15 protein-coding genes and 1 pseudogene are annotated in these 15,867 nt (G+C 60.5%); 12 read left to right on the plus strand and 4 right to left on the minus strand.

Features of this window, described 5'->3' with window-relative positions; genetic code table 11:
• Positions 1–339: 339 nt before the first annotated feature.
• Positions 340–618 carry a hypothetical protein gene (locus K7B09_RS10710; RefSeq protein ID WP_223629461.1) on the plus strand — a complete coding sequence of 93 codons (279 nt, stop codon included), beginning with the start codon at positions 340–342 and terminating at the stop codon, positions 616–618.
• 82 nt (positions 619–700) lie between these two features.
• On the opposite strand, the gene K7B09_RS10715 is transcribed toward K7B09_RS10710, so the two are convergent.
• Positions 701–1,612 (minus strand): LysR family transcriptional regulator, encoded by a 912-nt coding sequence (locus K7B09_RS10715; protein ID WP_223629462.1) that lies wholly within the window; start codon positions 1,610–1,612, stop codon positions 701–703.
• 111 nt (positions 1,613–1,723) lie between these two features.
• Here K7B09_RS10715 and K7B09_RS10720 point away from each other — a divergent pair, with 111 nt between their 5' ends.
• Together K7B09_RS10720 and K7B09_RS13200 are read left to right on the plus strand one after the other, a co-directional pair.
• Positions 1,724–3,169: an MFS transporter gene (locus K7B09_RS10720; RefSeq protein WP_223629463.1), complete on the plus strand. Its 1,446-nt coding sequence runs from the start codon at positions 1,724–1,726 to the stop codon at positions 3,167–3,169.
• Positions 3,166–3,789 (plus strand): alpha/beta hydrolase, encoded by a 624-nt coding sequence (locus K7B09_RS13200; RefSeq protein ID WP_263296816.1) that lies wholly within the window; start codon positions 3,166–3,168, stop codon positions 3,787–3,789. The genes K7B09_RS10720 and K7B09_RS13200 overlap by 4 nt, the downstream gene beginning before the upstream one ends.
• On the opposite strand, the gene K7B09_RS13360 is transcribed toward K7B09_RS13200, so the two are convergent.
• The 3 genes from K7B09_RS13360 to K7B09_RS10740 form a co-directional block, all read right to left on the minus strand.
• Entirely contained in the window at positions 3,743–4,150 is a 408-nt protein-coding gene (locus K7B09_RS13360) for a DUF4124 domain-containing protein (protein WP_484600475.1), read from the minus strand. The two genes, K7B09_RS13200 and K7B09_RS13360, sit on opposite strands and share 47 nt — an antisense overlap.
• A 95-nt stretch (positions 4,151–4,245) precedes the next feature.
• A complete protein-coding gene (cueR, locus tag K7B09_RS10735) occupies positions 4,246–4,692 on the minus strand; it encodes a Cu(I)-responsive transcriptional regulator (protein ID WP_223629466.1) in 447 nt (148 codons plus the stop codon).
• 24 nt (positions 4,693–4,716) lie between these two features.
• Positions 4,717–6,906, minus strand: a complete 2,190-nt coding sequence (locus K7B09_RS10740) for a heavy metal translocating P-type ATPase (RefSeq protein WP_317851755.1) — start codon at positions 6,904–6,906, stop codon at positions 4,717–4,719.
• 141 nt (positions 6,907–7,047) lie between these two features.
• On the opposite strand from K7B09_RS10740, the gene K7B09_RS10745 reads away from it, so the two are divergent.
• The 9 genes and pseudogenes from K7B09_RS10745 to K7B09_RS13335 form a co-directional block, all read left to right on the plus strand.
• On the plus strand, positions 7,048–7,254 hold the full coding sequence (locus tag K7B09_RS10745; RefSeq protein WP_223629467.1) for a heavy-metal-associated domain-containing protein: 207 nt from the start codon (positions 7,048–7,050) through the stop codon (positions 7,252–7,254).
• Between the two features lie 2 nt (positions 7,255–7,256).
• A complete protein-coding gene (locus tag K7B09_RS10750; RefSeq protein WP_223629468.1) occupies positions 7,257–8,990 on the plus strand; it encodes a copper resistance system multicopper oxidase in 1,734 nt (577 codons plus the stop codon).
• Positions 8,991–8,992: 2 nt separating this feature from the next.
• Positions 8,993–9,865 (plus strand): copper resistance protein B, encoded by an 873-nt coding sequence (locus K7B09_RS10755; protein ID WP_223629469.1) that lies wholly within the window; start codon positions 8,993–8,995, stop codon positions 9,863–9,865.
• Between the two features lie 148 nt (positions 9,866–10,013).
• Positions 10,014–11,648, plus strand: a complete 1,635-nt coding sequence (locus tag K7B09_RS10760) for a TldD/PmbA family protein (RefSeq protein WP_223629470.1) — start codon at positions 10,014–10,016, stop codon at positions 11,646–11,648.
• 23 nt (positions 11,649–11,671) lie between these two features.
• Positions 11,672–13,006 carry a TldD/PmbA family protein gene (locus K7B09_RS10765; RefSeq protein ID WP_223629471.1) on the plus strand — a complete coding sequence of 445 codons (1,335 nt, stop codon included), beginning with the start codon at positions 11,672–11,674 and terminating at the stop codon, positions 13,004–13,006.
• A 9-nt stretch (positions 13,007–13,015) separates the two neighbouring features.
• Positions 13,016–13,711, plus strand: coding sequence for a DUF4159 domain-containing protein (locus tag K7B09_RS10770; RefSeq protein ID WP_223629472.1), 696 nt, complete (start codon positions 13,016–13,018; stop codon positions 13,709–13,711).
• Positions 13,712–13,751: 40 nt separating this feature from the next.
• Positions 13,752–14,729 (plus strand): AAA family ATPase, encoded by a 978-nt coding sequence (locus K7B09_RS10775; protein ID WP_374348752.1) that lies wholly within the window; start codon positions 13,752–13,754, stop codon positions 14,727–14,729.
• A complete protein-coding gene (locus tag K7B09_RS10780; protein ID WP_374348634.1) occupies positions 14,729–15,625 on the plus strand; it encodes a DUF58 domain-containing protein in 897 nt (298 codons plus the stop codon). The genes K7B09_RS10775 and K7B09_RS10780 overlap by 1 nt, the downstream gene beginning before the upstream one ends.
• Positions 15,622–15,852 (plus strand): annotated as a pseudogene (locus K7B09_RS13335) (BatA domain-containing protein); the annotation flags it as partial. The gene K7B09_RS10780 and the pseudogene K7B09_RS13335, both read left to right, overlap by 4 nt.
• Positions 15,853–15,867 lie beyond the last annotated feature (15 nt).

Genomic DNA, 15,867 nt, shown 5'->3' on the forward strand with positions numbered 1-15,867 from the left:
CTGAGGGCACCGTTGGCGTAATAGCTGGCATTACTGGCCAGGGTGTATGTCGTGCCAGCATCGGGGCGTGCGCTGATGGCGGTGGTTTGGCCCAAGGCATTGACGGTGTAATTCACCGCCACGCTGGCCGGGGCGGCTTCGCTGATCACCTGGGCCAGCGCGTTGTAGGTGTAGCCGATGCTCCAGCTTTGCAGTGTAATTTCACATCCAGTAATTTCGCATAATGCATATTATGTCAGTCGATAGAGGTTTCCTGACCGTGATGCAGGACGTTCTCCTATGGCTACGTTGGAAGTTCTCCGGCAAGGTCGCTGGTCCCCTCTTGGAGGCCATGACGGCATGACCGTGATCTGCTGGCACTGCCAGCAGGAAACGACCCGCGACCACGCCCTGCGGATCGCCGAGGACAAGTTCCGGCTGACGTGGGAAAACTGGGACGGCTGGCGGTTCTCCGGGCGCTACCAGATCGCACCAAGCAAGGCTGGGCACATCACGCCGGAACGGCTGCTGGGCCTGCTATGGGAAGAACAAACCCGCGCAAGCATGCGCCGGTCATGTCCGCAATCCGCCCAAGTGGTGCGACTCGCAGCCCGCGAACGATTCGACGGGCAAGCTTAGGACCGAACTTCGCAATAGCAGATAAATCTGCGCCCAGGACAAACTGCAGCTTCATCTTGCGCATGGTTCTTCGTTTCTTCGTTCAGGAAGATGTTCGGCGCTTCGCACCCTTGCACGCATCCAGCACGAGCGCGCGCAGCCAACGGTGCGCGGGATCTGCGTCCAGCCTTGGATGCCAGAACAGCGAGATGGTGAAGTCCTCGACCGGCACCGGCAGCCTGAAGAGATGCATGCCATCGCACAGCCCGGCGGTGTGCCTTTCCGGGACCGTTGCGACTATGTCCGAACCGCGAGCAAGCGCGATCGCGGGGCCGAAGCCTCCGACCGTCGCCACCGCGTTACGCACCAGCCCCACCCGTTCCAGCGCCTCATCAACCATCGCGGCGCGCAGGCCGCGGCGTTCGACCACGACATGGCGGGCAGCCGCATAACGCTCAGGCGTGATGCCCCCCTTCGAGAGGCCATGGCCCCGACGTACGACACCGACGAAGCGGTCACGGAACAATCCCACCGCGCGGATTTCCGGACCCATCATCCGGCCGATCACGCCCGTCTCAAGATCGACCGTGCCATCGCGCAAGGGCGTGCTGTCCTTGTCTTGCTTGGTCAGGAACGAGAGCTTCACCAACGGTGCTTCTGCTGACACACGCGCAATCAACTCAGCCCCAAAGGTTTCCGCGAAGCCTTCGGTGCTGCGAATCGAGAATGTCCGTGCCAGCGATAGCAAGTCGAGCTTCAGCGCGGGGCGCAGGACTGCCTCCGCGGCGATGACTACCTGACGGACATTCCACCGCAGTTGCAGCGCACGTGGCGTTGGCACCAAGCCACGTCCTGCGCGCACCAGCAAAGGGTCGCCCGTTACTTCCCGCAGTCGCGCAAGCGCCCGGCTCATTGCCGATGCGCTCAGCTGCAGGCGCTTTGCGGCGCCCACCACGCTGCCCTCATCGAGCAGGACGTCGAGAGTAACAAGGAGGTTCAGGTCGAGGCTGTCCATGGCACAAGAAATAGCACGATCTAACCTGGTCATACATGGCGTTTCATGCACGAATTATTTTCAATTCATGCTTCTACCGCCTTTCCTAGGCGTGGCTCAAGCTCCCGACCCATGAACACCTCCCACTCCTCGCAGTCTTCCGCTTTGCCCCTGTCGGGTGCCCTCGCCTGCCTGGCCTTGACCATGTTGCTTTCGTCGCTTGGCATCAGCATCGCCAATGTCGGGCTGCCGACCTTTGTGCGCGCCTTCGATGCACCCTTCCAGTCCGTGCAATGGGTGGTACTGGCTTATCTGTTGGCGGTCACCACGCTGGTCGTGTCAGCAGGCCGGCTGGGCGACCTGTTCGGTCGGCGTCGGCTCATGTTGTTCGGGATCACGACGTTCACCGCGGCCTCGCTGGCCTGCGCCGCAGCTCCCTCACTCTGGCTGCTGATCGCCGCACGGGCAGGCCAAGGAGCGGGGGCAGCCATGATGATGGCACTGACAATGGCGCTGGTCGGCGAAGCCGTGCCGAAGGAACGCGCGGGCCGGGCGATGGGGCTGCTTGGCACGATGTCGGCCGTCGGCACCGCGCTTGGCCCGTCTCTGGGAGGCCTGCTCATCGGGAACTTTGGCTGGCAGGCGATCTTCCTCATCAACCTGCCTCTGGGCCTGCTGGCTGCTTCGCTGGCTTGGCGCTTCCTGCCCCGCGACCGGATCTCGGGCACGGCGCCTGGCTTCGATCTGCTGGGCTCCCTCTTGCTGGCCTCCGGGCTTGCGAGCTATTCGCTGGCGATGACGCTTGGACGTGGCCAGTTCGGTGCGATTAACCTAGTGCTGGCCGGTGCCGCAGTTGCCCTCGGACTGGTCTTCCTTGTCGTTGAATCGAAGACGCGTTCGCCGCTCGTGCGGCTCGCACTGTTCCGTGAGCGCCTAGTTGCCACGGGGTTCGTGGCCAGTGGTTTGGCGACGACGGTGGCGATGACGACCCTCGTGGTGGGCCCCTTCTATCTGTCCGGCGCCTTGCATCTCGAAGCGACCAAGATCGGCCTGGTGATGTCGATGGGGCCACTGGTCGCGGCACTGGCGGGGGTGCCTGCAGGCAAGGCGGTCGACCGCTTTGGCGCCATGCGCATGACTCTGGTTGGCCTGCTACTGATGGCGACGGGCGCCTGCTTGCTCTCACGCGTGATGACCGATAGCGGTGCAACGGGCTACATCATTGCCCTGGTCACGCTGACTGCCGGATTCGCCACCTTCCAGGCTGCCAACAACACCGCCGTCGTCACCGGCACTGACCCCGGTCAGCGCGGCATCGTGTCGGGACTGCTCAATCTCTCGCGCAATCTGGGTCTTGTCACTGGGGCATCACTGATGGGCGCCGTGTTCATGCATGCCGCCGGCACGTCAAATATCGCTTCTGCCAGCACCGCTGCGGTGGTGACAGGTGCGCATGCGGTGTTCCTGCTTGCGGCATTGCTTTCCGCCATTGCGCTGGCCGTGGTCATAGCGCCCATGACGCGTACGGGCGTGCATTCCCTCAAGCGCTTGAGGCCTATGGCCCCACCAAGATCATGATCGAACGCAACACGGCCGACCAGGAAGAAATCGACCTCGTGCTGCAGAAGACCTGCAGCGGCGAGCGCGAGGCCAGCAGAGAAGAATACGAACAGATTGTCTTCCAGCTGGCGTGTCGGCTGCACATCCCGGTCGTGGCGATCAACTACAACGCGCTTGGCCCCATCCAGGGTCCGAAGAAGATCGATTTCAGCATGGCCGTCCGACCGAGTGCTGGTGATCTACGGATCAGGCCATGGGTACATCCTGCGCCGGATGGCGGAGGAATCCCTGATCTTCGATGTACTGAACACCGAAGCCTATTTGAAACAACATCTTTGACGCCATCGCGCCAGCTTGCAAGCCTTCGCGTCGAAAGGCATCAACCTGCCCAGCAGCTCAAGGCAACACTGGATTACGTCCAAACCACCTGGCTCGGTGCTAAGCATGTCGATTCCACAAGAATTGGCGCCTTCGGCTTTTCTGCCGGTGCATTCACGGCACTGGGAGCAATCGGTGGTGTTCCAGACATGGCTCTGGTGGCCGATCACTGCCGCAGACAGAATGACCACATTCTCCGTAGCAGACAGCTGTCTAAAACCCGTGACAGGCCGCTCGGACAGGTACATCCAGTTGGCTGAGCTGAGCAAAGGTTCTGGACATGCCGAGGCGTTGCAGAGCGGCTTCACGCTTGGCTTTGCTGGCATGGCATTGATTGCGGGCCGTAGTGTGGCGATTGGTGCGCGGGGCCAAATATCGCGGGTTATGTACGACGTATCTAGGCGTTCGTGTTGTCAGAAGTGGCCGCTGGGCACGCGCTGAAGCAGCGTCGCGTTGATACGCCACCACTCGGTCCAACCGTTGCCCCGTCGCGCAGGCTTGCGATTGGTAGCTCACCGCTCGGTGTGCACCCAAGCATCGGTACAACTCATTGGCTGCCGCGGGTTTTGCAAGTACGAGGCAAAGCAGGAACAGCAACAACCACAGCGGCATCTTGGGCATGGCGGGCACATCCAATGGACTGCCTGTCAGCCTGCGATTTCAGATCGAGCATGGCAGTCGGTGCTTGCCCTGTGCTCACGTAGGAAAACAACGGGTTAGTGCGATGACGCCAAATCATCGAGGATTGGGCAGCTGGGCCGATGGTCGCCATGGCACTGTTTGGCCAACCGCTCCAGGGTGCGCTGCATGGCTTGCAGCTCGCTGATTTTTTCGGCCAATTCGGCAGCGTGGCTGCGCGCCAGTTGTTTGACTTCGGCACTGGCGCGCTGCGGGTTGTCCCACAGTGCCAGCAGACTTTCGATTTGCTTGATCGAAAACCCCAGTGAACGGCCACGTTTGATGAAGCGCAGACGGTGCACGTCGGCATCGTTGTAAAGACGATAGTTGGCGAAGGTGCGGCCGCTGGGTCGGGTCAGGCCGATGCTCTCATAATGGCGGATCATCTTGGCCGACACACCGGTCAACGCTGCGGCTTGGCCAATATTGTGCAAGCCCTGCTGCAAGGCATCGGCAAGCTCTGGTCGGGTGGGTTTATTGGTCATCGGTGCGTCTCCTTCGGGTGCACATCAATCCTGCGCTTGCGGTGCCCAGCGCCGCAGCAGCAAGGCGTTGCTGACGACGCTGACACTGGATAACGCCATCGCCGCGCCAGCCAGCATCGGGTCGAGCATGCCCAGTGCCGCCAATGGGATGCCGATGAGGTTGTAGATGAAGGCCCAAAATAGATTCTGGTGGATTTTCCGCACCGTGCGCCGTGAAATATCGATGGCAGCGGCAACCAGCCGTGGGTCGGGACGCATCAGGGTGATGCCAGCGGCGTGCATCGCCACGTCGGTGCCGTTGCCCATCGCAAAGCCAACGGTGGCGGCGGCCAGCGCGGGCGCGTCGTTGAGGCCATCGCCGACCATGCCCACCGGGCCCTGCTCTGCCAGTTCACGGATCACGCGCAGCTTGTCGTCCGGCAGCAGTTCAGCGCGGACGTCGTCTTGCGCAAGCCCGATTTCTGCGGCGACGGCGCGAGCGGCGGCACGGTTGTCACCCGATAGCATCAGCGAGCGGATGCCCATCGCCCGCAACGTGGCCACCGCTTGCGCGGATTGCGGACGTGGCGTATCGCCAAATGCCAACAGCCCCTGCAAGTGCCAGCCCTGCTCGGTGTGTCCCGCCAGCCAAGACTGCGTCTGGCCTGCATTCGAGGCCTCGTTCGCCAGTATTTGCGCGGACGTCAGGTCAACGCCCAGCTCCCCCAGCCAGCGCGCATGGCCTAGCACCCAGCGCGCGTCTCCCCGCCCGCCCTGCACGCCGCGCCCGGCCACCGCGGTGATCGCGGTGATGTCGGCTGCGGCGATACCGCGCTCGTGTGCTGCGTCCAGTACCGCCTTTGCCAGTGGATGTTCGCTGCCCTGCTGCAATCCGGCAGCCAGCGCCAGCAGTGTTGTACCGTCGCCATCCAGTGCGTGCAATCGCACCAGCGTGGGTTTGCCGATGGTCAGCGTGCCGGTCTTGTCGAACGCCACGGTGCGCAGCTGGCGGGTGGTTTCCAACGCTTCCACATCCTTGATCAGGATGCCGGCGCGCGCCGCCACGCCGGTACCGGCCATCACTGCAGCGGGTGTGGCCAGCCCGAGTGCGCACGGGCAAGCAATCACCAGCACGGCGACGGCATTCAGCAGTGCTTGCGGCCAGTTCCCTGCAGCCAGCCCCCACGCTAATAACGTCACCCCGGCGATGGCGATCACCACTGGCACAAACACCGCGCTGACCTTGTCCACGATGCGCTGGATTGGTGCTTTTTGGGCTTGCGCGTCTTCCACCAAGCGCACGATGCGCGCCAGCGCGGATTCCGCACCAATCGCAACGGTGCGGATGCGCAGGCGGCCTTCGCCGTTCACCGCGCCACCCGTCACACGATCACCGGGGGCTTTGGGTACCGGCAGGGATTCGCCGCTGAGCAGCGATTCGTCGCTGTGGCTGCGTCCGTCCAGGATTTGTCCATCCACGGGAATACGTTCGCCGGGCAGCACGATGACTTCGTCATCCACGCTAACCTCGGCGATCGGCACGCTGGTTTCAATACCACTGCGCAAGACGCGTGCGGTCAGCGGGCGCAATGCTTGCAGGGCACGAATGGCATCGGTGGCTTGTCGCTTGGCGCGTGCTTCCAGCCACTTGCCCAACAAGATCAGGGTGATGACCACCGACGAAGATTCGAAATACAGCGGTGCAGCGTGCTGCGCTTGGCTGGGTGCCAGCCAGTTGAACAGGCTCAAGCCATACGCGGCGCTGGTGCCCAGTGCCACCAGTTGGTCCATATTGCCGCTGCGTGCACGCAATGCGGCAACACCGGCGCGATAAAACCGTGCGCCAAGCCAAAACTGCACGGGCGTGGCCAGCAGCCACTGCGCCCAACCGGGAAGCGCCCAATGCACGCCGACGGGCATCAAGAGCATCGGTGCAAGCAACGGCAGCGAAAGCAGTGCTGCCAGCAGCAGGTGGCGGGTTTCCCGGGGCATGCCTGTCGGCGGCGCGGCGACGGGTGTCGCGTCTTCCTCGCTGGCGTGGTAGCCGGCGCGCTCCACCGCGGCAATCAATGCCTGCACGGTTGCACTACCCTGCACTGCGGCAGTTTCCGTGGCCAGATTCACCGTGGCTTCCTGTACGCCATCAACCTTGCGTAGCGCCTTTTCCACCCGGCCCACACACGACGCGCAGGTCATGCCACTGATATTTAGATGGATGGCTGATTCGGCAGGCATCGGGGGCTCCGGCAAGACTGAATTCCTGGGCCATTCTGATCCTTCCCAAGATGGGAAGGTCAACCATCATCCCACGCTTGACCTTCCCGGCATGGCAAGGTGAACACTGCGCACCATCTTCACATTCCAAGGAGTCTTGCCATGTTGCTGCACGTTGAAAACATGAGTTGCCAGCATTGCGTAGCTGCCGTCACCCGTGCGTTGCAGGCGCTGGATGCCGCAGCTGTTGTGCACGTGGATCTGGCGAAGCAGCATGTCCTCGCCAGCGGGAATTTCAGCGCAGAAGCTGCCATCACGGCACTGAACGCGGAGGACTATCCCGCCAGCCTGATTGATGGCACCGCCTGACTATGCCCGCCCAGCATGACCCCACGCGCCGCCGCCTGCTGCACGGCATGGCGCTGGGTGGCGCGGCAGTGGCGCTGCAACCGTTGTGGGCGCTGGCATCACCGGGCCAACCGACGGTGCTGGCCGGCACCGATGTTGACCTGTGCATCGCGCGCACGCCGGTGAACATCACCGGCAAAACGGTCGACGCGTTCACCGTGAATGGCAGCCTGCCCGGCCCGATCCTGCGTTGGTGCGAAGGCGATACCGTGCGCATTCGCGTGCGCAATGCACTGGCGGAAACCAGCTCGATCCATTGGCACGGCCTGCTGCTACCGGCCAATATGGACGGCGTGCCGGGCATGAGTTTTGACGGTATCGCCCCCGGCGGCGATTATCTGTATCAATTCAAGCTCAAGCAAAGCGGCACCTACTGGTACCACAGCCATTCCAGCCTGCAAGAACAAGCGGGGCTGCTGGGGCCCATCATCATCGACCCGATTGCGCCGGATCCATGGGCCTGCGCTCATGATTACGTGGTGCTGCTCTCGGATTGGACCGATCTGGACCCGGCACGATTGTTCGCGCGGATGAAAAAACGCAGCGACTACGACAACACCTACAAGCGCACACTGGGCGACTTTGTGCGCGATGCCCGCGCACGAGGCCTACGCGCCACGTTGGCCGACCGCAAAGCCTGGGGCGCGATGCGGATGAGCCCCAGCGACCTCGCCGACGTCAATGGCCATACCTACACCTACCTCGCCAATGGCCACACTGCCGCGCAGAACTGGACGGGAATATTTGCCCCCGGTGAACGTGTGCGCCTGCGCTTCATCAACGGCGCGGCGATGACCTTCTTTGATGTCCGCATTCCCGGTTTGAAGCTGACCGTGGTGGCTGCCGATGGGCAGCCGATCCAGCCGGTAGAAATCGACGAATTTCGCATCGCGCCAGCGGAAACCTATGACGTGATCGTGCAGCCCATGGATGCCGTGGCGTACACCGTGTTCGCGCAAGCGATGGATCGCAGCGGCTATACCCGCATCACCTTGGCCCCGCACATCGGGATGCAAGCGGCAATTCCGATGCCGGATAAACGCCCGTTGCTGACGATGGACGATATGGGTCACGACGGGCACGCGATGGACAAGGCGGGCGAAATGACCTGCGGCGCCGCAATGGGAATGCCCGCGATGGAAGGCATGGCGGGCATGACACATGGCAGTGCAATGCAAACCCACCCGGCCAGCGAAACCCGCAACCCGGATGTGGATATGCAAACGATGGCACCCGTGCCGAAGTTGGATGACCCCGGCATTGGCCTGCGCAACAACGGCCGCAGCGTGCTGCGCTATGCCGATCTACGCAGCCTGCATGCGCCTGCCGATGGCCGCGAACCGTCTCGCACAATCGAGCTGCATCTGACCGGCAATATGGAACGCTTCACGTGGGGGTTTGATGGCATCCGCTTCGGTGATGCCGCCCCCATCCGGCTCAAATACGGCGAGCGCATGCGCCTTGTACTGATCAACGACACCATGATGGAACATCCGATCCACCTGCATGGTCTGTGGAGCGATTTGGAAGATGCGCACGGGCAATTTCTGGTGCGCAAACACACGGTGAGCATCCCGCCGGGCAGCAAACGCAGCATTCGTGTGACTGCCGATGCGCTGGGCCGTTGGGCATTCCACTGCCACATGCTGCTGCATATGGAAGGTGGCATGATGCGTGAAATGCGGGTGGAGGAATGAGTATGCGCAACGTCATCGCGCTGCCTCTGCTGCTGTGCATCGGCACGGCCTTCGCGCAGGAGCACACGCATCACACCATGCCGGCGCAGGCGCAAGCACAAGACGCGCACGCCGCGCTTCGCCAACCCGCGGAGACAGAGACCCAATCCAGCGCGCAGCCGGCATCACTTTCCGCATCTGGCTATCGCCCCCCTGCCCTTACCGATGCCGATCGCGCTGCCGCGTTCCCGCTGCTGCGCAGCCATCACGACCACGCCGATCCGTTGCTGTGGATGCTGCAGGCCAACCGTTTCGAATGGACACAAGCCGATGCCTTGGCTTGGTCAGGCAACGCGTGGATTGGGCATGACCGTGGCCGGCTTTGGCTGCGCAGCGAAGGCGAGCGCACCCACGGCAAAACCAGCGCCCGTCTGGAAGCGTTGTGGGGCAAGCCCGTGAATGCGTGGTGGGATGTAGTGGCCGGCGTGCGCCATGACAGCGGTCACGGGCCGGCCCGCGATTGGTTGGCCGTGGGTGTGCAGGGACTTGCGCCCTACAAATTCGAGGTGCAGGCCACCGCTTATCTGGGTAGTGGCGGTCGCAGTCTGCTGCACGCGGAAGCCGAGTACGAAATGCTGCTGACCAACAAACTGATGTTGCAACCCCGCATCGAAGCCAGTTTCCATGGCCGGGATGATCGCACGCGGGGAATCGGCGCAGGGCTGTCGGAAACCTCGGCCGGGCTGCGTCTGCGCTATGAAATCCGGCGCGAGTTTGCACCGTACATTGGCTATGCATGGGCGCAAAAACATGGGCGCACCGCATCTCTAGCCGAAGCGGCCGGCGGCACTGCGAACGAAAGCGGCTGGGTGGCGGGCTTGCGGTTCTGGTTTTGAACTCGCATCGTCCCGCAATTCACCAGCCACATGACAAAAGGCATATGTAGGTTTGCGTTTTTACCGGTAAGAATCAGGCGGGGATTGCCGGACGTGTCACCCCAGATCGACCTCCTGCCCTGCGGGGCTCAACTGGTGGAGAACTGCCTTGCATCGTCGTGAATTTCTTGCCCTATCTGGGCTTACCGCCGGCGGCTTATTGTTGCCTTCATTCTTTGGCAACGCCATTGCTGCCGAGCAATTACTGGAAACCATCGATCCGGCATTGAAAAAGCGCTTGGCTGATGACGCACTGAGCGCCGCCAAGGCTGCAGGCGCCAGCTACTGCGATGTGCGTATTGGCCGCTATCTGCGACAAGCGGTGATGACCCGTGAGAACAAGGTGCAAGGTGTGATGAATGGCGAGTCCACCGGGGTGGGCATTCGCGTCATCGCCAATGGCGCGTGGGGTTTTGCCGCTACCAATGAGCTGTCCCAAGCTGGTGTTGTGCGCGCCGCGCAACAGGCCGCCGCGATTGCCAAGGCCAATGCCAAGTTCCAAACCGTGCCGGTGCAACTGGCGAAAGCGCCCAGCTATGGTGAAGTGGCATGGAAAACCCCCATTCGCAAAAACGCGATGGCTGTACCGATCAAAGAAAAAGCAGATCTGTTGTTGGGCGTGAATGCGGCGGCGATGGCGGCAGGTGCCAGCTTCGTCAACTCCACCCTGTTTGCAATCAACGAACAAAAATATTTTGCCAGCACCGATGGCTCTTACATCGACCAGGATGTGCACCGCATCTGGGCACCGATGGGCGTTACCGTCATCGACAAAGCCAGCGGCAAGTTCCGCTCACGTGCCGGCCTGTCCTCGCCACGCGGCATGGGCTATGAATACCTGGAACCGGATCCGGCCGAGCGGTTTGAGTTGCCAGGTGGTGCGGTGGTCTATCGCAATGCCTATGACATGAAGGCCGATGCCATTGCGGCGGCAAAACAGGTCAAAGAAAAACTGATGGCCAAATCGGTCAAGCCAGGCAAATATGATTTGGTGCTGGATCCTTCGCACACTTGGCTGACCATCCATGAGTCCGTGGGCCACCCCTTGGAACTGGACCGTGTGCTGGGCTACGAGGCCAATTATGCCGGTACCAGTTTTGCCACCATGGACAAGCGCGAGGCGCATTTCCAATACGGCAGCGACAAGGTCAACATCGTTGCCGACAAGACCCAGCCTGGCTCGTTGGGTGCAGTGGGTTGGGACGATGAGGGCGTGAAGTGCAAGCAATGGGATCTGATCAAAGCCGGCAAGTTGGTGGATTACCAAACCATTCGCGATCAAGCGCACATCCTGGGCAAAACCGAATCCGATGGCTGTTGCTATGCCGACTCCTGGAGCAGCGTGCAGTTCCAACGGATGGCCAATGTGTCGCTGAAAGCAGGTAGCGACAAGCTCAGCCCGGCCGAGATGATCAAGGGTGTGGAGAATGGCATCTACATCATTGGTGATGGCTCGTTCTCGATTGACCAACAGCGCTATAACGCGCAATTTGGCGGTCAGCTGTTCTATGAAATCAAGAACGGCAAGATCACCGGGCAAATTGAGGATGTGGCTTATCAGATCCGTACACCGGAATTCTGGAATGCCTGCGCTGCCGTCTGCGATCAAAGCGATTACCGGCTGGGCGGCTCGTTCTTCGACGGCAAGGGGCAACCGGGGCAAGTGTCGGCTGTCTCGCATGGCTCGGCCACCGCACGTTTCAACGGCATCAACGTCATCAACACTGCTCGCAGCCTCGGCTGATCGGCGCAAGGAGAGCAAGACCCATGAGTATCCTCACCGAAGCGCAAGCCAAGACCATTTTGGACAAGGTCATCGCGCTATCCAAGGCCGATGAATGCACCGCCACCTTGCAAGGTTCCATCGAAGGCAACATCCGTTTTGCCCTGAACAACATTTCTACCAGCGGTGTAGTCACCGACACCAGTCTGTCCGTGGCTGTTGCATTTGGTAAGCGCAGTGGCATGGCCAGCATCAACGAGTTCGATGATGCCGCGTTGCAGCGCGTGGTACGTCGTGCCGAAGACCTGGCACGGTTGGCACCGGAAAACCCCGAGTTCATGCCCATCATCGACAAGCAAACCTATACGCCCAGCAACACCTTCAACGCGAATACGGCGGCGATTACCCCGGAGTTTCGTGCGCAGGTTGCGGCAGACTCCATCAACCCCTGCAAAGCGGAAAAGCTGATTGCAGCTGGCTTTCTGGAAGACGGCCAAAGCTTTGTGGCATTCGCCAACAGCAAAGGCAATTTCGGTTATCAGCAAGCAACCGGCTTCAACTACACCTGCACGGTGCGCACCGAGGATGGACGTGGCTCAGGCTGGGTAGGTCATGCCCTGGAAGATGCCGCCACATTCAAGGCCAGCCATGACATCGAGATCGCCAAGCGCAAGGCACTCGCCTCACGGGAGGCCAAAGCGCTGGAGCCTGGCAAATACACCGTGATCCTGGAGCCCGCCGCCGCCGCAGGCCTGATCAGCTTCATGATGAATTTCTTTGATGCACGCAGTGCGGATGAAGGTCGCAGCTTCCTGTCGAAGAAAGGTGGTGGCAACAAATTGGGGGAGTTGGTATTTGATCCACAGGTCAATCTCGTTGCCGACCCCTGGCACCCCGAGGCACCGGTGATGCCGTGGGATGGCGAGGGCATGCCACGCACCAAACTGCCGATCATCCAGAATGGAAAAATTGCCAATTTGTCGTATTCGCGCTTTTGGGCACAAAAGCAAGGCAAACAGCCCAATGCGCGTCCAGGCAATCTGTTGATGCGTGGTGGCGACAAGTCAATTGCCGATTTGGTCAAAGGCACCAGCAAGGGCATTTTGCTGACACGCACCTGGTATATCCGCATGGTGGATCCGCAGACCGTGCTGCTGACCGGGCTGACTCGCGATGGCACCTTCTACATCGAAAATGGCGAGATCAAATACCCGGTCAAGAATTTCCGCTTCAACGAATCCCCAGTCATCATGCTCAACAACATTGATGAGCTGGGCAAGCCGGTACGAGTGGCGGGTGATGAATCCAGCATGGTGATGATGATCCCACCGATGCGGTTGCGTGATTTCACCTTCACATCACTGTCGGATGCGGTGTAAGGACGTGGCGTGACCCGCGCCGAGTTCTTGCGTTTGGCGCTGGGCGCATCGGCGGCACTGTTGTTGCCGTCGGTGCGTGCTGCCAGCCGGTTCGATTTCCACTTCACCCGGCTCAGATATGATTCCGGTGATTGGGATGTGGATGCACGCATGCCATCCAATCTGATCACTGCGCTGATTGACTACACCAATTTGCGGGTTGACCCCAGGGAGCATGTCGTCGCATTGGCAGACCCGAAGCTGCTGGCAGCTCCGTTTTGCTATCTGGCCGGCCACAAGCTGGTGGAATTCAACCCTGCTGAACGCCGCAACTTTGAACGTTATGTGCGCAATGGCGGCTTTGTACTGGTGGATGATTGCAACCACGACATCGATGGCTTGTTTGCCAAATCGTTTGAAGCGCAGATGGCCAGTATCTTCGGCAAGTCGGCACTCAAAAAACTGCCCAACACGCACCCGCTATTTTCAAGTTTCTTCAAATTCCCGGACGGCCCGCCAGCCACCGGTTTCGAGCTCAACGGCTGGGGCGATGACTTGGTACATGACTACTTGCGCAGTATTGAAGTGAATGGCCGGATGGGCGTGCTGTATAGCAATAAAGACTATGGTTGCGAATGGGATTACGACTGGCGCAACAAGCGCTTCTTGGCGGAAGACAACACGAAGTTTGCGGTCAATATCGTGATGTATGCGTTGACCTCTTGAGCACGGAATCCGGATGAATGCGAACACCCGCAATGAAGCCATGATGCAGCAACATCTTGCGCAGCTAAGTCAGCTGCGCGACGCCATTGCGCATGTCATCGTGGGCCAGCATGACGTAGTGGAGCAACTTCTGATTGGCTTGCTGGCCGGTGGCCATTGCTTGCTGGAAGGCGTGCCGGGGTTAGGTAAAACCTTATTGGTGCGTTCACTGGGGCAAGCACTGTCCCTGGACTTCAGGCGTGTGCAATTCACCCCGGATCTCATGCCAAGTGACATTCTGGGTACCGAGTTGCTGGAAGAAGATCACGGGACGGGCAAGCGTGCATTTCGATTCCAGAAAGGGCCGATTTTCACGCACCTGCTGTTAGCAGATGAGCTCAACCGCACGCCCCCAAAAACGCAGGCTGCGCTACTGGAAGCCATGTCAGAGGGCACTGTCAGCTACGCCGGTACCACCTATGCCTTGCCAGCCCCATTTTTTGTTTTGGCTACACAAAATCCACTGGAGCAGGCAGGTACCTACCCACTACCGGAAGCGCAGCTGGATCGCTTCTTGTTGCATGTGCGCGTGGGCTACCCAAGTGAACAGGAAGAGCGCGACATCCTCAGCCAAACTACCGGCAACCATGGTGGCCAGGTGCCCAACGTGATGGAGGGCGCGGCGGTTCTTGCACTGCAAGCCCATGTGCGGGATGTGCATGTAGGCAGCGACTTGCTCACATGGATCAACCGGCTGGTACGCGCGAGCCGCCCCGGCGATGCGTTGGCAACCGACGATGTGCGCAAGTATGTGCGCTGGGGTGCTGGCCCGCGTGCTGGGCAATCCCTAGTTCTGGCAGCCAAAGCACGGGCGCTACTGCATGGTCGTTTTGCCGCAACCCGGGAGGATGTGATTGCACTGGCCTCCCCGGTCATGCGCCATCGCTTGTTGCTCTCGTTTGCGGCGGAAGCCGAACAGAAACAGGCGGATGATGTGATCGCAGTTTTACTGCGTGCAGTGCCCTACCCCGCCACCTGATGCAACGCATGCCAGAGGCTTTGATTCCACCGGATGTACGCAGTCGTCTGAACGAACTGCGATTACAGGCACAGCGCACCCGTGCAGCGCAAGGGATTGGATTGCATGCCAGCCACAACCGTGGCGCCGGGCTCGAGTTTTCGCAATATCGCAGCTATGAGCCTGGCGATGAGTTGCGCCAGATCGACTGGAAGCTGTACGCACGCTCGGATCGTTTTTTTGTACGCGAGGCCGAACGTGAAAGCCCATTGACCGTGTGGTTACTGCTCGACGCCAGTGCTTCGATGGCGCAAGCCGATCAAGCAAAGCCCGGGTTTTCACGTCTGCAGGCCGCCAAAAGTCTGGCCGCCTGCGTTGTTGAACTGGCTTTGCGGCAAGGTGACCACTTCGGGTTGATTGCATTGCGTGAAGATGGCGTGCAATTACTCCCTGCCAGCAGCGGCCCGCGCCAGCGCGACCGTCTCTGGTTGTCACTGCATTCGCTGACAGCACAGGCGCGCTTCCCGCAGGGTGAGCGTTTGAACCCAGTCTGGGAGCGCATTGTTGCCGATGATCTGGTTATCGTGCTCAGTGATGGTTTCGATGATGGCTGCATTGCGTTGGCAGAACGTCTTGCCGCTGCGCGCCGCGAGGTCATATTCATTCAACTGTTAACCGCCGAAGAGCGTGACTTTCCATTTACCGGAGGTCATTTGTTTCATGATCCTGAAACAGGCCAGACCGTCTCCGGTGATGGCAAAGCAATGCGGGCAGAGTTTCTGCAGCAGTTCAACCGGGCATTGCAGATGCTGGATGCGCGATTGGATGCGGCCGGTATCGTGCATGTGCGCCATGTGCTGGATGCCCCGCTGGATATCCCATTGCGACAGTTGTTTGGCAAGCACGCGCGGCCATGAACCCGGGTTTGCTACTGCCAAGCGCGCTTTTTTCGCTGCTTGCCCTGCTGCTTCCACTACTGATCCATCTGGCACGACGGCAACAACAGCAGCCTTTGGATTTTGCCGCATTACGCTGGCTTGGCAGCAAGCCAAAACCACGCAGCCGATTTCGTTTAGATGATATTCCGCTACTGCTTGTGCGCTTGTTATTGCTCGCACTGTTGGCGTTATGGCTGGCAAAACCAGTGCTGCATGGCGCG

The sequence above is a fragment of the Thermomonas beijingensis genome (genome assembly GCF_020034655.1).
GTDB lineage: Bacteria > Pseudomonadota > Gammaproteobacteria > Xanthomonadales > Xanthomonadaceae > Thermomonas > Thermomonas beijingensis.